The sequence below is a fragment of the Streptococcus suis S735 genome (assembly GCF_000294495.1).
Classification (GTDB): Bacteria; Bacillota; Bacilli; order Lactobacillales; family Streptococcaceae; genus Streptococcus; species Streptococcus suis.
The window spans coordinates 1788913-1809155 of record NC_018526.1; the positions used below are offsets into that span (position 1 = coordinate 1788913).

The 20243-nt window shown below is 40.7% G+C and carries 23 protein-coding genes; all 23 read right to left on the reverse strand.

The window, feature by feature from the left end; genetic code table 11:
* Window positions 1-233: 233 nt before the first annotated feature.
* Window positions 234-1811: an ATP-binding cassette domain-containing protein gene (locus YYK_RS08820; RefSeq protein WP_012027878.1), complete on the reverse strand. Its 1578-nt coding sequence runs from the start codon at window positions 1809-1811 to the stop codon at window positions 234-236.
* Window positions 1808-3049 (reverse strand): radical SAM protein, encoded by a 1242-nt coding sequence (locus YYK_RS08825; RefSeq protein ID WP_014636518.1) that lies wholly within the window; start codon window positions 3047-3049, stop codon window positions 1808-1810. Before YYK_RS08825 ends, YYK_RS08820 begins: the two co-directional genes overlap by 4 nt.
* Before the next feature lie 158 nt (window positions 3050-3207).
* Complete coding sequence (locus YYK_RS10555) at window positions 3208-3321, reverse strand: TQQ cross-linked RaS-RiPP peptide (protein WP_014636519.1); 114 nt, start codon at window positions 3319-3321, stop codon at window positions 3208-3210.
* 96 nt (window positions 3322-3417) lie between these two features.
* Window positions 3418-4281, reverse strand: a complete 864-nt coding sequence (locus tag YYK_RS08830) for a helix-turn-helix domain-containing protein (protein ID WP_012027880.1) — start codon at window positions 4279-4281, stop codon at window positions 3418-3420.
* A gap of 489 nt (window positions 4282-4770) precedes the next feature.
* Entirely contained in the window at window positions 4771-7215 is a 2445-nt protein-coding gene (locus YYK_RS08840) for an LTA synthase family protein (protein ID WP_012027881.1), read from the reverse strand.
* Window positions 7216-7227: 12 nt separating this feature from the next.
* Window positions 7228-8958, reverse strand: a complete 1731-nt coding sequence (locus YYK_RS08845; RefSeq protein ID WP_012775361.1) for a glycosyltransferase family protein — start codon at window positions 8956-8958, stop codon at window positions 7228-7230.
* Window positions 8959-9322: 364 nt separating this feature from the next.
* Window positions 9323-10195, reverse strand: coding sequence for a 16S rRNA (adenine(1518)-N(6)/adenine(1519)-N(6))-dimethyltransferase RsmA (rsmA, locus tag YYK_RS08850; protein WP_012775362.1), 873 nt, complete (start codon window positions 10193-10195; stop codon window positions 9323-9325).
* Window positions 10196-10214: 19 nt separating this feature from the next.
* Window positions 10215-10745 carry a DUF1697 domain-containing protein gene (locus YYK_RS08855; protein WP_009910909.1) on the reverse strand — a complete coding sequence of 177 codons (531 nt, stop codon included), beginning with the start codon at window positions 10743-10745 and terminating at the stop codon, window positions 10215-10217.
* A gap of 13 nt (window positions 10746-10758) precedes the next feature.
* Window positions 10759-11016 (reverse strand): Txe/YoeB family addiction module toxin, encoded by a 258-nt coding sequence (locus YYK_RS08860; protein WP_012775363.1) that lies wholly within the window; start codon window positions 11014-11016, stop codon window positions 10759-10761.
* Window position 11017: 1 nt separating this feature from the next.
* Entirely contained in the window at window positions 11018-11278 is a 261-nt protein-coding gene (locus tag YYK_RS08865) for a type II toxin-antitoxin system Phd/YefM family antitoxin (protein WP_002939010.1), read from the reverse strand.
* Between the two features lie 75 nt (window positions 11279-11353).
* The gene (locus YYK_RS08870) at window positions 11354-11809 is read right to left on the reverse strand and encodes an 8-oxo-dGTP diphosphatase (RefSeq protein WP_012028534.1); all 456 of its coding nucleotides are present in this window, start codon (window positions 11807-11809) and stop codon (window positions 11354-11356) included.
* A 6-nt stretch (window positions 11810-11815) separates the two neighbouring features.
* Entirely contained in the window at window positions 11816-12145 is a 330-nt protein-coding gene (locus YYK_RS08875; protein ID WP_012775364.1) for a type II toxin-antitoxin system RelE/ParE family toxin, read from the reverse strand.
* Window positions 12135-12422, reverse strand: coding sequence for a type II toxin-antitoxin system RelB/ParD family antitoxin (relB, locus tag YYK_RS08880; protein WP_012028535.1), 288 nt, complete (start codon window positions 12420-12422; stop codon window positions 12135-12137). Before relB ends, YYK_RS08875 begins: the two co-directional genes overlap by 11 nt.
* 97 nt (window positions 12423-12519) lie before the next feature.
* Window positions 12520-12888 carry a hypothetical protein gene (locus YYK_RS08885; protein ID WP_014917322.1) on the reverse strand — a complete coding sequence of 123 codons (369 nt, stop codon included), beginning with the start codon at window positions 12886-12888 and terminating at the stop codon, window positions 12520-12522.
* Window positions 12881-13450, reverse strand: coding sequence for a ribonuclease M5 (gene rnmV, locus YYK_RS08890; protein ID WP_012775700.1), 570 nt, complete (start codon window positions 13448-13450; stop codon window positions 12881-12883). The genes YYK_RS08885 and rnmV overlap by 8 nt, the downstream gene beginning before the upstream one ends.
* Window positions 13434-14216, reverse strand: coding sequence for a TatD family hydrolase (locus YYK_RS08895; RefSeq protein WP_012028536.1), 783 nt, complete (start codon window positions 14214-14216; stop codon window positions 13434-13436). Before YYK_RS08895 ends, rnmV begins: the two co-directional genes overlap by 17 nt.
* A gap of 106 nt (window positions 14217-14322) precedes the next feature.
* Window positions 14323-14460 carry a 50S ribosomal protein L34 gene (rpmH, locus tag YYK_RS08900; RefSeq protein WP_002939016.1) on the reverse strand — a complete coding sequence of 46 codons (138 nt, stop codon included), beginning with the start codon at window positions 14458-14460 and terminating at the stop codon, window positions 14323-14325.
* 167 nt (window positions 14461-14627) lie between these two features.
* Window positions 14628-15623, reverse strand: coding sequence for an RNA-binding cell elongation regulator Jag/EloR (jag, locus tag YYK_RS08905; protein ID WP_012775367.1), 996 nt, complete (start codon window positions 15621-15623; stop codon window positions 14628-14630).
* Window positions 15624-15642: 19 nt separating this feature from the next.
* Window positions 15643-16455 (reverse strand): YidC/Oxa1 family membrane protein insertase, encoded by an 813-nt coding sequence (locus tag YYK_RS08910; RefSeq protein ID WP_012027897.1) that lies wholly within the window; start codon window positions 16453-16455, stop codon window positions 15643-15645.
* Window positions 16439-16798 carry a ribonuclease P protein component gene (rnpA, locus tag YYK_RS08915; protein ID WP_004194560.1) on the reverse strand — a complete coding sequence of 120 codons (360 nt, stop codon included), beginning with the start codon at window positions 16796-16798 and terminating at the stop codon, window positions 16439-16441. The genes YYK_RS08910 and rnpA overlap by 17 nt, the downstream gene beginning before the upstream one ends.
* 70 nt (window positions 16799-16868) lie before the next feature.
* Window positions 16869-18263 carry an argininosuccinate lyase gene (gene argH / locus YYK_RS08920; protein WP_012027899.1) on the reverse strand — a complete coding sequence of 465 codons (1395 nt, stop codon included), beginning with the start codon at window positions 18261-18263 and terminating at the stop codon, window positions 16869-16871.
* A gap of 13 nt (window positions 18264-18276) precedes the next feature.
* Window positions 18277-19470 carry an argininosuccinate synthase gene (locus YYK_RS08925; RefSeq protein WP_012028537.1) on the reverse strand — a complete coding sequence of 398 codons (1194 nt, stop codon included), beginning with the start codon at window positions 19468-19470 and terminating at the stop codon, window positions 18277-18279.
* Between the two features lie 193 nt (window positions 19471-19663).
* The gene (locus YYK_RS08930) at window positions 19664-20212 is read right to left on the reverse strand and encodes a hypothetical protein (RefSeq protein ID WP_012775368.1); all 549 of its coding nucleotides are present in this window, start codon (window positions 20210-20212) and stop codon (window positions 19664-19666) included.
* Between the last annotated feature and the right edge of the window lie 31 nt (window positions 20213-20243).

A 20243-nucleotide genomic window follows, 5' to 3' on the forward strand; every position in this document is an offset into this window, starting at 1 on the left:
CAAAGGAACAGGCTGGGAGTGGGAAAGAACTCGACCATTCATAGAAGAGTTCGTCTTCCCACCCCCCGCACAGTTGATTAGGTCAGATTTGGAGTGTAAAACACGAACAAATCTGCCAATCAACCACTGCGCTGAGATGTTGACACTAATTTTGTGAAGCGGTGCTGTGCTTTTTGCCCAGCCTCGCTCATCAAATCAAGTCAACAACGTCTGATTTTGATTTTCGAAGAGTATTAATTGCTCTCCCCAATCCGTACCACCCCATCATAACGGCTAAGGACCTCATCGGACACGCGGTGGGAAATATGAATGAGCGTCTTATCAGCTAGTGAGGCAAGGTAATTTTCAATCACTGCATAGGTTTCCTGATCCAAGGCAGACAGACTTTCATCCAGCAACAAGATATCCTTATCTTGCAGCAAGGCACGGATCAAGAGCAGGCGTTGCTTTTGTCCACCAGACAGTCCGCTATCATCACTAATTTCCTCGCTCAAAGAAGCATAACTTGGGAAACGACTGTCAAGGTTCACGGTCTTAATGTGAAACATCAGCCTATCTTCTGGAACCTCCCGTCCCATGGTCAAGTTATATAGAACCGTATCATGGAAAAGGGATCCCTCTTGTGGCAGATAGGCAATCTTGTCTTGAATGGCTTGGTAGGATAAGTCTGAAAGAGAGATTTGATCAACGTAAATATCCCCTGCTTGCAGTTGGCTATTCTTGGTCAAAATAAGAGCCAAGGAAGATTTGCCAGAACCACTTTCCCCAAGAATTAAATACTTCTTGCCACGCTCAAACGCTACGGTCAGGTCTTCAAAGACCTGTTTTTCACCGACAGCATAACTAGCCTTGACCAGTTGAATACTCTGGAAAGCTGAAGCTAGTTCCTGTCCCTTCGTTTCTTGACCAAAAGTAGATAGCTCAAACTCTTGCTTTAATTTCTTAACGGCATGCCTGTCCAAAAAGGCTGCCGCAATGCTATTAATGGGATCCACCAACTGCTCTGAAATGGTCAGAATAGCTGTCAAGCCACCGATGGTCAAGGCACCAGAAAAGACTTGAAAACCACCGATAAAGATAATCGAAAGAGTGGTCAGATAAAAGACAAAACCGACTAAGAGCCGCATGGTTACTGTCGTTCGAGTGGCCTGATTGACCTTGTCATTGACTGCTTGATAGCGATCGTTCAGACCATCTAAAACTTGCTGTCTTTGGTGGCTATTTTTCACTTGCAAATAACTCAGAAAGACATCTGAAACTCTTGTATTATAGACCTGCTGACTGTCCGAAATCGCCTCCTGATTGAGCCTTCTCCGCTTTTTAAACAAATAGGGAATCACAACTGGTAAGAATGAGATCAGAATCAAGAAAATAGCGGTCAGACCATCCAAGCTAAGAAGGGCCAAACTGGCAATGCCAAAGGTACAAGCACCTTGAAAAATTGTAAAGAAAGCGTCGTAATAATCTTCTTTCACCGTCTCCAAATCATTATTGAGCTGAGAAATATAGGCCCCTGCCCCCTGCTCAACAAACTGCCTAAAAGGTAAATCAAAAATTTTCCCAATAAAGGTCGCCTGCAATTGGAAACCTACTTGATTGAGATAGCTGACATTGGCAATCTGACGAATGTATTCAAAAACCAGCATGACAAGGACAGTTAACCCCATCTGCACAAAATAAGACACAAAGGCCTGTCTATCTCCAGCTGCAATAGCATCAATAATATAGCGATATTGGTACAGAAAGCCAACATTTAGCAGGGCTACTGCAAAAATACAAGATAAGGTTAGCCAAAAATTCCTCTTTTTCATTTCTTCTCCACCATTTTATAGATTTCTTCGCAAATATTTCTAGTTGATAACCCAACCGTCTGGAGCAAACCTTCCCAATCATTTATTTTCCTTACAATATTCTGTTCGTGATTTTGCATTGAATATTCTTCAAAATTTTGAAGAGAGTAAGAAGAAAACTCACCATCCGGAAAGAATGTACACGGCTTAATATGGCCACTCTCATTGATTGTCCATTCAATAACACCTGCTCCGCAACGCATTGTCCCATCTACAATGTCTTCAAAATAGTTAAAGCAATTATCTTCTTCCCATGTATGTATATTAATTCTGCTCCCATACTCTCTACTTTTTTCTATAAGCATCTCATAAAATTCTTCTACTTTAGAGGGACTTAAAAACCAATCTGATCCGACTAACTTACCTCTACCCAAATGACTAAATAGCCCAAATCTCACCGCTTTTACTTGGTTTAGTATTAAAAATTCTATAAAATTATCAAATTCGTCGATAAGACTGTTTCGAACAATATTGGTCACTGAATAGTCTAAATTCTCATTGTTTAGAAATCTTATTCCTCTAATCGTTTTATTTAATGTATCCTTTCCATTGGTAATTTGGTCGTTTAGAATCGGATTATGATGATATAAAGAAATTTGAATGTAGCTCATTCCCTTCAAATAAATTATACTTTTGGAATTAATTAAATGACCAGTGGTTGTCATTGTTACTTCTTGAAAGTTCTCCGTAGCATATTTTGAAATCTCTTTAAAATGAGGATGTGCCATCGGCTCCCCACCCGTTAACTGTATTTCATAAACCTTTCCTTTTACCCTATCTAAAAAATTTATTAGCTCTTCATACTTCAAAAAATTCCTGTTAATTGGTCCAGCTTCCTTAAAACAGTGTGTACACTGTAAATGACATTTATTCGTTAATTCTATAACTATTTTCCTAGGGTAAAATTTCCCAACTTCACCATAAATATGCTTCGGATAAACAGAAACTCCTTTAACAATAAACTCTTTCTTCAAGAATAATTTTAATGTATCCAATAATAGCTTTTTTATTTTTGTTTCACATTCCCCCGCTATATCAGAGAAGTAACCTATCAAACTTTCTACACTACCCGTTTCGTTTATCTGTTTTAAAACTAACGCTTGATATTCATTTAATAAGTATTGACCGTATTTTCCTATAACCATCAAATCTTCACCAAAGTAATGGTAGTAGTAATCACAATTTAGCATAAATTTCATTATCATATTCTCCTTAAAAATACGTAAATTTATTTAATGGAATCAATACACTATTATGTTTTTAAAATACAATAAGTTTAATCAACGAAACTTGTAGCGATAATAATATAAAAAATCTCTGTCAACTAGACTAATTTTACTAATCGAAAAACCAAAAATTAATACCATCCTTTTGTTTGCTGTGTTCTTTTTGTTCCACATCCACTGAGGGTTTCAATTTTACTTACTTTTAATAATTTTGAAGACAACTTTTTAAATTCAATTACAGACATATTCTTCTCCTTTTCTTGTCCAATAAATAAATTTACGCATTATTAATAATAAATTATAAATATAGGACAACAAAATATGTCCCTTATACGCAACCACTACTCAATAAGTATCTTTTCCAATATACTTTCATACCAATCTGCTATATTCTGGCTATCGACCGCTCGTAAAAGTCCAATACACTTTCTCATCTCCAAAATAGCATTAGAAGTTCCGGTATTTTGATAATCATAAAAAGCCTTACCAAATTTAAACAAAATGCGTTCAAAAATTTCTGTCTCGTCGAAAAGCAAACCTTCGATAGTCTTTTCAAGAAAGATTGCGTCGACAAGTTCCTTAGTTTGAACGCTGACTAGATAAGCACTAAGGAGAACTTGAGAAACTACCAATCGATGTTGTTTCATTTCACGGTAAAACTGTGTACGATGAATTAACTCTCTACAAAAAAGCATCATTGTTTGATGACCCAATTTGTCAATCGTATTCGCAAATAGTAAGATCTCATAGTAGCTCCAATTCTCAACTCGAAATAAGTAATCCGTTAAAAAGGCTGTATCTTCTTTCGAAACAACTATTGTCTTATCTAAGTTTCTCAGTTTATAAGCGATTAAAATAGCATTCAACCGATGAAACTCCCTACGAGAATCTCTTTCTGCTTTTGCTAATTGTTCAGACAAGATTTTCTTTATGGTTACAACATCTCTGATATAGATGGATTGTTTTAGTTGTTCCAAAATTCTAGTCAGCTCATCTTTTTTGAAATCCTGACTGGCATACACGAACTCGTCCACATCCACATTCATTTCTGCCAGCACACCAAATAATTTACTAACAGTAATGTCGGATTCCCCATTTTCAAACCGAGAAAGTTGAGAAGTAGAAATATGTCCCTTGGCGACCTCCGCCAAACTCTTCCCCTTTCCCTCTCTGATAAATTTCAACGTTTTCCCAAAACAACTCATTTCCAGACCTCCTTTTGTATATAAGGGATTTGTTTAAAGCATAACTTAATAGATGTTATCATGATTTTAAAATAAATATTATCTATATTCAACAATGGGGAATATCAATGAAACAAAATTATCTAATTGCAAACATTACTATCGTTTTAATTTTACTTATTAGTATCCTAAAAGACATTCCACCAATCATTGTTATAAAATAATAATACTCAACGAAAATCAAAAGTAGACCACCTTCAACTATCTTCCAGATAGTTGAAGGTGGAAAATACAAAACAATGTTTGCGTCTTCAAGCCGACGATAGAACACTGTTACTTTCTTATTTTAAGGTAACAGGCTGAAAAGTTTTCCATTCATCAAGACTCTTGACAACGGATAATTTTGATTTTTGAAGTGTATAAACACCTTTATTATACCACTCCTTCCCATATTTGTGTCCATTTTCACATAAAGAAAAACCAAGCCAGCTATCTGACTTGGTCGTGATTTTATTCTGTCGTTTCAGTCGCTACTTTGAAAAAATCTTTGTATTTCAAAAGGTATCCTTTTCCTGTAGATAGGTCATATTGGACCAGTTTGAGTTCTTCTGCAACTTTCGCATCTCGCTCAGCCTGTCCTACTCGGTCCTTATGAAGTACTTCTGTCAAGAGGGCATAGTAAGGACTGACCTTGTTATTGGTCGTCTCCAGCATCAGTGCATTCATGTCGCTAGAGTTAACTAGCTCATAATTGTATTTCGCTGTATCAAAATTGCTCCAAACGAAATAATCTGTCTTATACTGCGCACTTGGGTCCGTCACGAAAGCTGACTCTGGATACAAACCTGGCAAATGGTCCCCGTAAAAAACAACTGTCACTTTCTTATCCAAGGTCTTAAGCTGGTCTAGAAAATCCCTTGTTGCCTGATCCGTAAAGGATAGGAGGCGAACATAGCTGGTCAAGTTTTCATTTTCCTCAGCCGTGAAGCCCTCACCCGATGCTATTATACCTGCAGGCTCTAGAGAATTCCACTGAACATGGTTCTGCATGGTAATAGCCGACACAAAGCTGGTATCGGCAGAACGTACCTGATCCAAAATCAAGTCATAGGTCTTCTTGTCACTGACAAAATTCCCCTGATAATCCTCAGCCGTCACAGTAAGAGGATACTTGGCACTATTGAGAGTGTAGAATTGCTCAATCCCCAGCTGCTTATAGATAGAATTTCGGTTGTAACTGGTATCGTAGTAAGGATGGATGGCAATACGATTATCTGCTGGATAGAGGTCACTGATACTTGGCAACTTCTTCATATTTGGCGCCACATCCAGATAGACTGAAGAAATGGATGAGCTGTAATTGTAGAAGGGCAGACCACTATAGACCTGAAATTCGATATTAGCCGTACCACCACCATAGTGGTCACTCTTCATCAAGCCACTGGTAGTCTGGCTCATGATGTACTCAATATTTGGAAGGACATTTTGACTAAGGGTTACACCTGGAATCCGACGCGGGTCAGCCAAACTCTCACTAAGAATGTAGATAACCGTCTGGTCAGTCAATTGACCTGTCCGTTCTGCATTGATTTCCTCAGCCAAGGCGGTATACTTCTTCACAATGGCCTTCATGGTCTTCTCAGAGTAATTCTCAGGCATTTCCATACTGGTCTTGCTGAGTTGCTGCAACCAGAGGAATGAAAGAGTGCGATAACGAGCCACAAAGGCGTAGCCCTTCCAATCTACATTCCGCCAGTTATTAACCTGAGAAAGAATAGGAATCCAGCCAGCAATCTTATGGTCTTTTTCATTGCGAATTGCCCAGCCCATTCCTAAAATCAAGGATACGATGACTGAAATTCCTGCCAGCCTTTTCCAGATAGAAGCGACAATCCTTCCTTGGAAGTACTTCTTGTGAATACGTCGGTAGATAAACACAAGGAGGACTATAAAGACGAGCGATACCAAGACAACACGTAGACTGATAAAGCTGAGAATCATCCCCAAGTTCCCGACCCATTTGAAATCATTGGGGGTCAATGGCTCCGAACGGTAGCGGAATTTGAGAAAATTGGCCGTAACCAAAATGACGTTTAGACTAGCAATCACGGCAACAGATAAGATTTGGCGGTTGATAACTAGGCTAATGATGACATTGAGGAAAAAGAGGCAGGCAATCTGGAAGACAATAGCCCCTGGAAAGAGATGACGTGTGAAATAAGAACCAGTCGCTCCAGCCATAGAAGCCTGATAACCAATATGCGATAGCGTAGCCAGTGCCAAACTGATAAAGAGCATGCTGTAGACATTGGTTCGATTGGCCTTAAACTCTACAAATGCCTTATGAAGATAGCGAAGAAAAATGTAGGTCCCTATAAAATGGATAGGTGCAAACAAGGGTGTCTGGCTGAAAAACTCTATGTAAGAACCTTTCTCAACCAAACTCTCATAATGGCTATCTTTCCAATAAGATATAGCTAGTGGACTGAGAGAAAGTAAGCTGGTCAAGAGCAAATAGCCATCTGGTACCAAGTGATTGGCTGACCACTGGCTTAATTTTTCTCGAATTCCCGTCTTCTTCCGCCATAAAAATGCCAACAATACAGGAAGAGCCAACATCAATAGAAGCTCAAATTGAAAGAGATTATTCCGGAAAATATTCCAGGGTTGATACTTCTTGGCATTGAGCCGATAGACCAGGTTGATAAGATATAGAAAACCTAGAAAATAGCCGACATACTTGGCAAAGGTTTTGGTCTTTATAAATTTCTCATATTTATCAAGCAAGACCAATACATAAAATGTAAAAATAAGATAGGCAATCAAGGGCAAGGGAATAAACCAGAGTGGAAAAGATACATCACTCAGTAAAAGGGCTCGCCCCATAGCCAGCAAGACGGTCATTACCATGACCAGAATAAATTGCTTGGTTGCCTTGAGTTTGATTTGTTTCATAGCATTTCTCTCTTAGGAAATATTTGATTTTCGGTAGATAAAGGTATAATAAATCGACCAAAGTATCCAGCCAGTCAAACTGATAAAGATAACTGGCAATAACCACCATTGTTGCTTATAGGAGAGGATTAGGGTGTTCTTCCCTTTTTGGCTGGTAACCGTTGGCACACCAATAGTGGAAAGATAATAATCCATCTTCCCTAACCTCTTTCCATTCAATGTCAATTCACTATCTCGGTAAATAACAATCGGTATTTGGATTTCCTCTGATTGATTTGCCGACCAACTTATTTTTAAGCTATCCCCAAAAACTTGCTTATTAAATTGCTGGTTAGGTAAAATAATCTGGTCACGGTAACGATCATAACGAGATTTAGCCTCATTTACCGCACGAACATTCTCTTCTTTTTCAGATAACACCGGCACATAGTCGGGAGTTGATTTCTGAGCCAGTTGAACAAACTCACCTAAATTTTTTGAATGCAAGGATGCACGTAATTCTTCCGTTGTTCCGTATAGAGTAGTATGAAGCATATCTTGTAAGAATTCTGCTTTGTTGTACTGGTCATTGACTGCTTGATTATATTGATCCCAAGTAAAACCAACACCAATTATGGTAGATAAGATTGTCAACCCCAAAAACAACTTTTTACGTACTTCGTAATCTGTTAATTGAAGACCAACAATCGTCAGAAGTAAAGCATTAGCATACAAAAAGAATCTAAAGGGAAATTGGATTAAATCCACTAATCCAATACCTTTACCAGCAAATAGTTGCCACGGAAAAAGATTTGTTGAAAAAATAAAAAATACCAGAAAAGTTACTGTCAGACCCCTCAATATCACCGATTGCTTCTTCCATTTTTTCAGCATAAAATAAAGAGAGGTTGCAAAAATGATTGGTAGAGAGTATGGAAAGTATAAGAAATAAGCCTTAGACCAGGTAACTGTTGACTGAATAAACTTTTTGTTTATAAATGGTGCTGCTAATTCATTTGTTGCATTTACATATAATAAGGGTAACCAGATATTTACAGTTAAAATCAGAAAAACTCCAACCGAAAACAGTACATCTTTCATTACGTTCCATTTGTCTTGCGATTTTAACCAACCAATTGAAAAAAGAATTGCATAGGCTAAGATGAGAAACAGAGCCGACAGCATGTGTATCTGCAACATTAACCCTACAGCTCCTGCCATCAGAAAAATAGGAACTTTACCAGTTTTTAGGAATCGAACTGCTGGAATCAAACAAAGCGGAAATAAGGCCACTCCCCAACTTGAAAATCCTTGAGCTACCCACCAGTATTGAACAGAGTAGGTAGTCGCGAAAAACATGGATAACCCAACAGATAGAGAATAGAGTACTTTCACTTCTCGCATTAGAAAATAAAGCGAAGTGGCACTCAAAACTCCTAAAAGAAGATTAGACAGTAGTTGGTATCGATACCAAGTTCCGGCCAACAACAGCAAGGCTCCTTGCAAATAGGCTAGATATGGACCATATAGAGCATTGACAATCCTTCCAGATTGCTGATAGCCATGCAAGCTCATTATATAAGAAAAATCTCCTGACTTAATTTGTATAGCTGTATCATAAAAACGATTATAATGAAAAACAATATCGTCTCCTGTCACCACTGCTTTTGTCAAAATCTGTGGCAATAGAAGGGTGAGCGAAAAAAGAAAAAATACAGTTACTGCAACAATATCTGGATGCTTTTTCAGTAATTTTTTTAACATAAGATACCTTCATAAAAAAAGAGGGAACCCCTCTCTTGTTTTTGTAAGAACCTGTACTCAGAAGTGAAGTGATTATCAATAAGAGATAGTTTTTCGCTAATCAAGGCAGTTTTATTGAGAGAATACTGACTGTACTTTGAAAAAACTAACGATGACTAGCTTAAAAACTATCCTTAAGTAGAAGTGCTGAACTGTGAATACGGGTTCTTACTATTCTGCTCATTTGCAGACAATAATTCCTTAAAATTTATCAACTCCCAGTATAACAAGCTTTCCCCCCACTGTCAACGAACAAGGCAAACAGGAAAACAATTTTCCATTAAAATAAATATTGATTGCAGATTTCTCCGCAATCAATACTTGCTTATAAACCAACTTCCTGAAGGCTGTCAGACAAACGTGCGAAGTCAGCCATGGAAAGTGCTTCGCCACGAACACTGGCTTCCAGCTCTGCCATGCCAAGTGCCTGCGTCAGCTTGTCCTTGACTTCTTCGGATTTGCCGAAATGGTTGGTCAGGTTGTTCCACAGGGTCTTGCGGCGATGCACAAAGCTGGCCTTGGACACTCGGAAGAAAAAATCTTCGTCTTTGACGCTCACCAGAGGTTGCTCGCGGCGGACCATTTTGAGAATGGCGGAGTCCACGTTTGGTGCAGGCACAAAGACGGTGCGAGGCACGATAAAGGCCACCTTGGCAGTCATGTAGTACTGGACCGCAATGGACAGGCTTCCGTAAGCCTTGGTGTTTGGCTCAGCAGAAATGCGGTCGGCCACCTCCCGCTGCATCATGACTACGAACTCGCTGAAGGGAATCTTGCTCTCAATCAGGTGCATGAGGATAGAGGTGGTGATGTAGTAGGGCAGGTTGGCCACGACCTTGATGGGCAAATCAGGGTTCTTAAAGTTCTGAATCTGGGTCTGCAGGTCGGTCTTGAGGATGTCTTGGTTGACCACGGTCACATTGTCAAAGCGACCCAAGGTGTCCGCCAAAATCGGAATCAGGCGGTCGTCAATCTCAAAAGCCAAGACCTCAGCGGCATTCTCCGCCAAAAACTCGGTCAAGGCCCCGATTCCAGGACCAATCTCGATGACATTGACATTTCGGTCAATCTCTGCCGTGTCCACAATCTTCTGTAAAATATTGGTATCAGTCAAAAAATTTTGACCGAAGGATTTCTTAAAGGTAAACCCGTGGCGTTCAAGGACGGCACGAGTAACGTTTTTGTCTGCAATTCTCATGTGTGTTCTTTCTTGTTTTTTATTTCGCCATTTCACTCAATCGTGAAATAACACTTAGTTTTCTCATCGTCGCTGTAATGTCCAGCTGTTTTTCTAAATAATTGGTATTTAGTTTTTTCTTTCGAGCATCTCTCGGAAGATACATGTATAGACATTGACTTCCCAGACGCAACTCCTCATCGCCAAAGTCTTGGTGCAATAATTTGTTTAATTTTTCACCATTTATCTCATCATTGGTAAAGACCAAATGAACACGAGAAGGATCATAGCCCTCACCAAAAGAATTTTCAGCAACTGCTTGTGTTAACTCCATCTGATGTTTGACAATGATCGCTAACTCTGCACCTATTTTTTCTTTAATGGTTTGATGGATAAGCCGACTGAGTTCTTCATCTAATATATCTGTTTCACAAACAACATTTCCGCTTTGAATATAGGTTTGGACAGAAGTTAAACCAGCTTCCGTCAAAATTTCCGCCAAGTAAGACATCTTGGGAATTTTATTCTTGCCAACAGGGGTAACACCTCGAAGGAGGACGACTTTTTTCATTTGTTAATCCCCCTCACCTATAATGATCCTTTAGCGACAGGATGCACAACCGATCAGCTTCCACCATATAAATCAACCGATTCTCCGCATCAATTCTCCGAGACCAGGCACCTTGATAATCATACTTCAAAGGTTCTGGTTTGGCAATGCCTTCAAAAGGATGTCGCTGCATATCCTGGATAATCTTATTGATTCTCTTCAGTGTTTTCTTATCCTGACCCTGCCAATAAAGATAGTCTTCCCAGGCGTCGTCTGTAAAATGGATTCCCATGTTAGTCCGCCTCTATCAGGTTTCGTTCTTGGGTTTGTCCCGTTTTGACTTTAGCCATACCACGTAGGACTTTTTGAGACAGATAAGTGTTCCGAGCAACAGCGAGGGTTTCTTGTAAACTATCCCACTCACTCTTTGAGAGTACAACAATATCTTCCTCTGGATTTTTATTAACCACGACCAAAGGTTCAAACTCGTCATTGACCTTTTTCATATAGTCCTTTAAGTGATTTCGAAAATGGGAATATACAATAGCTTCCATAAGCAATACCTCTCATCATTTCTAGGCTTACTATAGCATAGAAAAAAAGAGTTGTCAAACTTATTGTACAACTCTTTAACGATTCTCCACCTTCCATTCGCCGTCTTCAAACCAGTAAAAATTCTCCGTCAGCTGCGGCTGTTCAAAGATTTCCAACATGGTTTCAAAACCGTCAGCAAGTTGGAGATTCTTCAATTCTGCACGGTCAATCCAGAAGACCTCGCCCTCATCAGAAGATTGGATAAAACCTGAAAAATAACTGGTTTTGTAGCAAAATACCAGATAGCGATAATGGTCAGTAGGATCCGTCCAGTTTTGAATGCCACAGAGTTCGAGATTGGATACCGTCAAGCCCGTTTCTTCCTTGATTTCACGAATGACGGAGGAAATAATTGACTCATTTGGCTCGACATGGCCCCCAGGGAAAGTCACACCAGGCCATTTCTTTGAATTCCTATCCTGAACTAATACCTGCTGACCGTCTGTAATCATGCACATATTGGTTAGGATGACTTGCTCTGTCCTACTCATGCTCTCTCACTTCAACAACTTCACATAATCACTCTTGGTCGCAAAAAGATGACCAACTCGAACTTCATTTTTCACTACGCGATAGAGGGCGATGTAGTCTTTTCCAACGACATAGCCTCGGGTTAGATGAGGCGGGTCTATCTGCTTACCAAAACGGTTATCGGCGTTAAAACCACGTTCAGGAAAAATTTGCAAACTCTCCAATGCTTCGACAATCATCCCAATTCGTCTTTTGGCAATTTCTTCTGAGAACTGTTCCGAAAAATAGGCGTAAATAACTGCCAATTCCTTCTCCACTGCTGGAGCAAGTATCACTGAATAAGACTCAAATTCCATACTTCTCTTTGACACTTTCTAGGCTGATCCCGTGACCTGCCTCAATCGCCTGTTGGTTTTCCTGGATTTCCTTCTGTAACTGTAAAAACAACTCTTCTCTTTCCAACTCTTCTTCTGTCAGAATTGGCAACTCATTTTTTACAGCGATATTTTGCAAGAAGAGGTTAAAACCAGCAGTCAAATCCAGCTGGTTCATAGCAAATACTTCCTTGGCTTTTTCTAAAAGTCTGGAATCAGTTTTAAAATTTACTTGGGCATCTTTATTTATAGTTATCAATCTAGTCCACCTCCTAGTTTTCTATATTTTAACACAAATAGACACCGCTAGCAATTTTCAAAAAAGCAGAAATAGTAATATTTCCGCTCTAGATTGCCTATCTCCCCAAATCATCAAAATAATAGAGATTCAAAAATTCTTCCTCAGTAACTGGACGTTCAAAATTGTAAAACCAGCGATAGACTTCCACGGCTAGTCCATCAAACTCTACCCTGTCGTCCATTTCTTGCACACCGGCAATATGAAACAAACGGCTCTGCTTCCAAATACCATCCGCATGGACATAGCCATCTTCAACTAAACCAAGCAAATAGTCTGCTAGTTTGTTCTTATCAACCTGCTCATCCTCCCAAACAAGGACATCAGCCGGCAGCAAGTAGGTCACTTCTTCATAAGATGAATAATTTTCATAAGAAGGTTCAAACTCGTTTTTAACCAAGCACTTAACAGCGTAGACCCTATCCATGATAGCTCTCCATAGCCTCCTCAACCTCCGCCAAACTTATCCCAAACAATTCCAATCGTTTGAGGAGTTGTTTGCCGTTGCAGTAGCCGATGCGGAGCTTCTCTCCCAGATACTCCCTCCGCTTGCGACTGTCGCCACCCATAAGCAACCCTAGCCGAATCAGGGTCTTCTGGCTAATATCAAAGTTATTTTCATCATCGTAATGACCACGTACGCCTGCTAGGGCCTTTTCCAAGTCTTCAAAGCTGGCGTGCTCAATGCCCAAGGACCGCCCTTTTGTTTTGGACTTGGGGGCAGCCTCGTCCCGCTGTAAAAAAGCGTGTTTGACCGTGGGAATGGCCTGCATAATGATTTTTCGAATCCGCTCGCCATTGTAGTCTGGGTCAGTAAAGATAATCACGCCACGCAGGTCATGGAGTTTCTCGATGCGTTCCAAGTCATCGTCTGATATGGCAGAGCCTCTGGTTTCGTAGGTATCCACCTCGTAAAACCGCTTCAAGTTTGCCGTGTCGTCCTTGCCTTCAACAACGAGGACTTCTTGTATCTTAATTTTCTGAGTCAATTCTGAACAAACTCCTTGCATTCTCGTAGGTCGCAGCCGCCACTTCTTCGACCGACTGGTTGCGAAGCTGGGCCAGCATATCCACCACATATCTGGTGTAGCCGGTGCGATTTTCCCGACCACGCTTGGGAACAGGCGCCAGGTAGGGTGCGTCCGTTTCGACCAGGATTTTTTCTAAGGGCAATGCTTGCGCCGCTTCCTGAAGTTCAACGGCTTTTTTGAAGGTCACCACTCCCGAGAAGGAGATGTGCATGCCCAGGTCCATGAAAGCTTGAGCCTCCTCCAGAGTGCCAGAGAAGGAATGCATGATGCCTCCACGCGGACCGACGCCGACTTCCTTGATGATCTGGTAAGTATCTTCCAAAGCATCGCGAGTATGAACCACAAAGGGCAAATCCAACTGCTTGGCCAGCTCCATCTGTCGCTTGAAAACACGAGCCTGGATTTCCTTATCCGCCGTCATCCAGTAGTAATCCAGTCCAATCTCTCCCAGGGCAATGACCTTGGGATGCTGGAGGGCTTTGAGCAGATAGTTTTCCACTTCCTCGTCATAAGTGCCAGCCTCTGTGGGATGCCAGCCCAGTGTCAGATAAATTTCAGGGTGCTGGTCAGCAAGCTCCATAGCCTTGTCAATGGTTGCACGGTCAAAACCGACCACATTGTGGAGGGTGACCCCCATCTCCTTGGCAAAGTCTAATTCTTCTTGGACCCGACCGTCAAACTGCTCTACGTTGAGGTGGGTATGGGTATCAAAAATTTGTATCATCGTTCCATCACTTTCTTTCCTACTATTGTAACATATTTCAGAAGATTCTTATGAGAAGAAAAAAACCAGCAGACTCGAGTTTCTGCTGGCTTCTCTTTTCATCTTCTTATGCTACTGTAAGAACTTTACGTCCCTTACGGCGACGAGCAGCTAACACGCGACGGCCGTTTTTAGTTGCCATACGGCTACGGAAACCGTGTTTACGCGCGCGACGGATTTTACTTGGTTGAAAAGTACGTTTCACGATGAATACCTCCTCTTAGATTCTTGTATTCGTTTAGCCGGCTAGTTTTGATCAGTTACTAAACATACCAAACTATTTTATATAAATTCTGTTCGTTTGTCAAGCTATTCTGCCATACTTTTAGGAAAGAATCAGAAAATCATTGAAAAAAGAGGACTAGCCTCTTTTTAATCATGATTTCCTTCAATATCTACAACGACATATCGGTTCGGCTCGCTACCTTCTGAATAACTTGTCAAACCATCCATTTTAGAGATAATGCGGTGGATAATTTTACGTTCGCTACTTGACATCGGATCTGTATGGTAGGCTTCCTGCTCTGCCAAAACACGTTCTGCCAATTTTTGTGCGTAGCCTTGAAGAACCTCTGCGCGGTGTTCTACATAATCATTCACATTGATTGTGATATAGAAATTACGCTCATAACGGTTGTATAAGAAGTTCTGAGCCAAAAGTTGCAAGGCTTTCAAAACTTTTCCGTGATAACCGATAACACGACCTGGTTCATTGGTATCCACTTGAATATTGATTGTACGGCGATTATGACTTGTATCAATACGCGCCTCAACATCCATATCATCCAGAATTTCTTGTACATAAGCTGTCACTTCCGAAACAACTTGTTCAATATCATACTGGGGCTCAATCTTAATATCTAAATCAGCAAAATTATCTGCTTGATTTTCTGAGATGACTTCTTGATTTACGTCTTCCTTAGCAGATGTTGTTGCATCTGTAGTAGTTAGTAAATCCTCTGAAAGAATTTCAATCCGACCTGTTTCTTCCAAAATCGTTGTCGCTTCTTTTTCATTTTTCAAGATCTGCGCTTTAATATCATCATCAAGCGTTTGACCAGACTTTTCAAATTCTTTCACCGCTGCAACAACTTTTCCTAGGTCAATCGTAGCCTCTGAAACGCTTTTTACTGGTTCATTGAGGTCATTAATTTCACTTGGAACGCCACGAACTGCTTTCTGATTAGCCTTAACAACCGTTGTTTCATTGATGACATCAATATCCACAATCGCTGGCTTTTTACCGAAACCAAGGAAACCTTTTTTCTCACGCGCAACCACAGTAATATGTGCTTTTTTTCGAGGAATATTCAGCTCTACCAAGCCATTCTGGATGGCCTCTTCAACACTTGCTCCTGTAAATTTCATCTTCTCTCTCCTAGTTTTCCTATTTCTTTTTCTGTGCTTTTTTCTGTGCCCGTCGGATTTTTGCCTGACGCTCTTTTTCAGCATCAATTTTCGCTTGACGCTCTGCTATTATTTTAAACGGATTATTGAACACCAAGGTTTGAGCAACCTGATAGGCATTTGACACTGTCCAATACAAAGCCACCCCACTAGCAGCTGCCACAGCAAAGAAAAAGATCATCACGGGCATGACATAGGTCATAATTGTCATAGCCATATTCTTCTCAATTGCTGATTTATTGGTCAACCATGAGCTGAGGAATGTAAACACTGCAGCTAGAATCGGCAAAATAAAGAACGGATCCGGCTCCCCAAGATTTAACCAAAGGAAGTGACCTACTTTCAAGGCTTCAACACGTGTCAGAGCTTGAAAGAGGGCCAAAAGGATTGGCATTTGAATAAAGAGCGGAATCATGGACGCTCTCATGCTGACGCCATTCTCTTTGTAGAGAGCTTGCGTTGCTTCATAAAGCTGCTGGCGACTTTCCATATCCGTTCCTGGATACTCCGCTTGCAACTTTTTCAGCTGAGGTTGAAGCTCCTGCATCTTCCGTGAGGAATTCATCTGTATTTGGAACAACGGCAACAGAAGGGTTCGAATTAAAATGGTAAAAAGTATAATACCGATTCCAATTTGACCGTTGATAGATAGGAACTGAATAATGCTGGCAAACCAGTAAATTAATCTATCCCACGCATCTGTAGATTGACTGGTCACTGGCCCTGTTCCGCAGGCTGTTAAAACAATTAGAGATGCTACCAGTAGACCTGCCCATTTAACTTTCTTTTTCAATCACAACACCTTCCTGGTATAGTTTAGCTAGTTTCAAAACATGGATGAGGTTTTGCTTCATTTCTTGATAGGACAATTCCTCTACACCTTTTCGAGCAATGATAACAAAGTCATCTGCTACCAGTTGATGTTGGCATTCAATTAAGATGTGACGAATCCTGCGCTTAATCTTATTTCGCATGACAGCGTTTCCCAATTTTTTGCTGACAGATAAACCTACTCGGAAATGCTTTTGCTCTTTAGGTAATCGGTAGACAACAAACCTCCGATTGGCGACATTGTTTCCTTTTGTAAAAATGTCATTAAAATCTCGTTCACGCTTGACACGATAGCTTTTTTTCAAACTGCCACTCCATCTTTCAAAATTACTTCTATTATACCACAAAATTCAAAAAAGCCAATAAACATACCGTTTATAGGCTTTTTGCGTTCTGAATTTCCTCTTTGGCACTTTTCAACTGGTCTGCAATCGATTCAAAACCTGTCCCGCCAAGGGAATTTCTACGACTAACAGCAACTTTGGAGGACAAGGCATCATAAATATCTGCTTGAATAAGAGGCGAAATAGCCTGATAGGTCTCAAATGATACATCCTGGAGATAGTGTCCTGCCTTGCTACACTCCAAGACCAGTTTTCCAACAATCTCATGCGCTTGGCGGAAGGGCAGACCTTTACTAGCCAAATAATCAGCCAACTCTGTAGCATTTGAAAAGTCCTTCTCTGTCGATTGAGCCATCCTTTCCTTATGAACCGTCATCGTTTTCAGCATACCCGCCAAAATATCAATTGAAATCAAAACTGTTTCTGCCGTGTCAAACATGCCTTCCTTGTCTTCCTGTAAGTCTTTATTATAGGTTAAAGGCAGGGATTTCATGACTGTCAGTAGGCCAACTAAGTTCCCATAAACTCTACCTGTTTTCCCCCGAATCAGCTCAGCCATATCTGGATTTTTCTTCTGAGGCATGATGGAAGAACCTGTTGAAAAGGTATCGGATAGGGTGACAAATTGGTATTCATATGAACACCAGTTAATGATTTCTTCACACAAACGCGACATGTGCATCATGAGGATACTGGCATTTGACAGAAATTCCAAGATAAAATCACGGTCAGACACAGCATCAAGAGAATTACTATAGGGCTTGGCAAATCCCATCAAATCAGACGTCATCTGACGGTCAATCGGAAAGGTCGTCCCTGCCAAGGCCGCCGCACCAAGTGGGGATACATTTGTATGCTGCATGTTGAATGCAAAGCGCTCACTGTCTCGGCTGAACATGTTGTAATAGGCTAACAAGTGCTGAGCAAAACTAATGGGCTGGGCATGTTGCAAGTGGGTATAGCCGGGCATGATTGTTTCCACATGCTCCTGTGCAAGGTCTACTAAAATCTGACGTAGGTTGGTCAATTTGTCTACAACTTGAAAGAGTGTATCCTTCAAATAAAGGTGCATATCCGTAGCCACTTGGTCGTTACGAGAACGAGCTGTATGGAGTTTGCCTGCAACTGAGCCTATTTTCTCCGTCAATAGACTTTCAATATTCATGTGAATGTCTTCGTTTCGAATATCAAATACCAGCTTGCCAGCCTCATACTCCTCTAGCAATTCTTCCAGACCAGCTTGAATGACCTGAGCCTCAGCTTGAGAGATAATCCTAGTTTGCCCCAGCATCTTGACATGGGCCAGTGAGCCTTGAATATCATACTTGGCCAATTTTTGGTCAAAGCGAATGGAGGCTCCGAATTCTTCAACCCATTCCTCAAGACTGGCTTCAAAGCGACCTCCCCATAATTTCTTTGCTTCCATAGGCTCCTACTTTCTAGCTCTTTTTATGAATTTCCGCATTGACCTTGGTTGGCAATCCCCAAAGCTTGATGAAACCGACTGCCGCATCTTGATCAAAGGTATCTGCACTGGTATAGGTTGCCAAATCTTCGTCATAAAGGGAATTTGGAGATTTCCGAGCAACTACTTTGGCTGACCCCTTATACAATTTCACTTTTGCGGTGCCATTAACAACTGCCTGGGTCTGAGCAAGATAGGCCTTCAAGGCATCTGTTGCTGGATTGAACCACAAACCATTGTAAATCAAGTTAGAGAGTTCATTTGAAACAATCGGTTTGAAATGCGATACTTCCCGTACCAGGGTCAAATCTTCAATTTCCTTGTGGGCTGTCAGAAGGGTAATAGCTCCTGGGCACTCGTAAATTTCCCGTGACTTGATTCCGACTAAACGATTTTCCACGTGGTCAATCCGACCCACACCATGTTTACCAGCAATGACATTGAGTCTTTGAATGAGATTAGCAAGACTTAACTTTTCACCATTTACAGCAACAGGAATACCTGCTTTAAACTCAATATCGACATACTCGGGAGTATCTGGTGCATTTTCTGGAGAAGTAGTGATGCCAAAAGTATCTTCTGGCGCTTCATTCCATGGATTTTCCAAGACACCACACTCATTGGCACGACCCCAGAGGTTTTGGTCGACTGAGTAAGGACTGTCCAGATCGGCAGGAACTGGAACACCATTTTCCTTGGCGAAGATGATTTCTTCTTCACGCGCCCACTTCCATTCACGGACAGGAGCCACGACTTTCAAGCTTGGATCCAGGGCTGCAATGGCTACCTCAAACCGCACCTGGTCATTTCCCTTACCAGTACAGCCGTGGGCGATAGTGGTTGCTCCTGTCTTATGAGCCATTTCCACCAACTTTTTGGAAATCAAGGGACGGCTGAGAGCCGATACCAGCGGATATTTTTGCTCATAGTAGGCATGGGCTTGTAGGGCAGGCAAAACGTATTCTTGAGCAAATTCTTCTTTCACATCCAAAACATGCGATTCAATTGCACCGATGGAAAGGGCCTTGTCATGAATAAATTCGAGATTTTTCCCTTCACCAACATCCATACAAACCGCAATGACATCATAGTCTTTCTTCAACCAAGCAATCGCAACTGAAGTATCAAGTCCACCAGAATAGGCCAAAATTAATTTTTCTTTTGTCATAAACTTTCTCATTTCTATATATATTAGCAAATAAAACTTAGTGACTATTATAGTGTATATTTATACTTTTTTGCAACATATTTATGCAAATTTTCTTAAAAAATGAATAAATATCGTACATTTCCAGAAAAATTTCCAAAAAAAGCTAGAGAATATTCTCCAGCTTCTAAAATATATTCCTCATCATAACTGATTATGGTTGATAAATTTTCCGTTCTTTTAAAATTTTCCAGAAATAATAAGCTAAACTAAAATCAAGCAATCCATGAATAGCCGAGCCAACACCCACCAAGCCAAGCATCGTTATCCAGTAGGTAGCAGAAGTTTGTTGCCCCGAAGTAAGCACCATCACCACAATATATTCTCCTAGACCATGCAGGAGATTAAGCCCAATTCCTAATAGTAAAAAGCGCTTAGAATCCATGAGAATCGGAAAACGCTTGACCAAGACCGCACCTAAGGTAAGGAAGAACAGGTGCGTAAGCGCCCGAAATACAATAACGATTGGAAAACCGGCGAGGAAAAAGCCTAAACTAGAACCTAAAGCAACAAAAATAGCAGTAGCTGGTGAAATAAACATGGCTATAAACAAAGGAATGTGACTAGCAAGTGTATAGGATGCTGGGCCAATAATGATTTTAATCGGCATCATTAAAGGTATTAAAATGGCAAATGCGGTTAAAATTGCACTAATTGATAGCTGCTTAACTGAATTTTTAGATGATAGTGTTAATTGGGACATTAGGCACCTCTCTTTCTATTGGTTTGATTAT

Excerpts from the sequence above, each read along its gene's own strand:
- YYK_RS08865 (WP_002939010.1), bottom strand. The coding sequence starts at position 11,278 with ATGGAAGCTATTGTATATTCCCATTTTCGAAATCACTTAAAGGACTAT.
- jag (WP_012775367.1), bottom strand. The coding sequence starts at position 15,623 with ATGAAATTTACAGGAGCAAGTGTTGAAGAGGCCATCCAGAATGGCTTG.
- YYK_RS08875 (WP_012775364.1), bottom strand. The coding sequence starts at position 12,145 with ATGGAATTTGAGTCTTATTCAGTGATACTTGCTCCAGCAGTGGAGAAG.
- YYK_RS08930 (WP_012775368.1), bottom strand. The coding sequence starts at position 20,212 with ATGTCCCAATTAACACTATCATCTAAAAATTCAGTTAAGCAGCTATCA.
- YYK_RS08855 (WP_009910909.1), bottom strand. The coding sequence starts at position 10,745 with ATGAAAAAAGTCGTCCTCCTTCGAGGTGTTACCCCTGTTGGCAAGAAT.
- argH (WP_012027899.1), bottom strand. The coding sequence starts at position 18,263 with ATGGAAGCAAAGAAATTATGGGGAGGTCGCTTTGAAGCCAGTCTTGAG.
- YYK_RS08820 (WP_012027878.1), bottom strand. The coding sequence starts at position 1,811 with ATGAAAAAGAGGAATTTTTGGCTAACCTTATCTTGTATTTTTGCAGTA.
- YYK_RS08825 (WP_014636518.1), bottom strand. The coding sequence starts at position 3,049 with ATGAAATTTATGCTAAATTGTGATTACTACTACCATTACTTTGGTGAA.
- YYK_RS08840 (WP_012027881.1), bottom strand. The coding sequence starts at position 7,215 with ATGAAACAAATCAAACTCAAGGCAACCAAGCAATTTATTCTGGTCATG.
- YYK_RS10555 (WP_014636519.1), bottom strand. The coding sequence starts at position 3,321 with ATGTCTGTAATTGAATTTAAAAAGTTGTCTTCAAAATTATTAAAAGTA.
- YYK_RS08885 (WP_014917322.1), bottom strand. The coding sequence starts at position 12,888 with ATGGATAGGGTCTACGCTGTTAAGTGCTTGGTTAAAAACGAGTTTGAA.
- YYK_RS08845 (WP_012775361.1), bottom strand. The coding sequence starts at position 8,958 with ATGTTAAAAAAATTACTGAAAAAGCATCCAGATATTGTTGCAGTAACT.
- YYK_RS08870 (WP_012028534.1), bottom strand. The coding sequence starts at position 11,809 with ATGAGTAGGACAGAGCAAGTCATCCTAACCAATATGTGCATGATTACA.
- YYK_RS08830 (WP_012027880.1), bottom strand. The coding sequence starts at position 4,281 with ATGAGTTGTTTTGGGAAAACGTTGAAATTTATCAGAGAGGGAAAGGGG.
- YYK_RS08895 (WP_012028536.1), bottom strand. The coding sequence starts at position 14,216 with ATGATACAAATTTTTGATACCCATACCCACCTCAACGTAGAGCAGTTT.
- YYK_RS08860 (WP_012775363.1), bottom strand. The coding sequence starts at position 11,016 with ATGGGAATCCATTTTACAGACGACGCCTGGGAAGACTATCTTTATTGG.
- rsmA (WP_012775362.1), bottom strand. The coding sequence starts at position 10,195 with ATGAGAATTGCAGACAAAAACGTTACTCGTGCCGTCCTTGAACGCCAC.
- YYK_RS08925 (WP_012028537.1), bottom strand. The coding sequence starts at position 19,470 with ATGACAAAAGAAAAATTAATTTTGGCCTATTCTGGTGGACTTGATACT.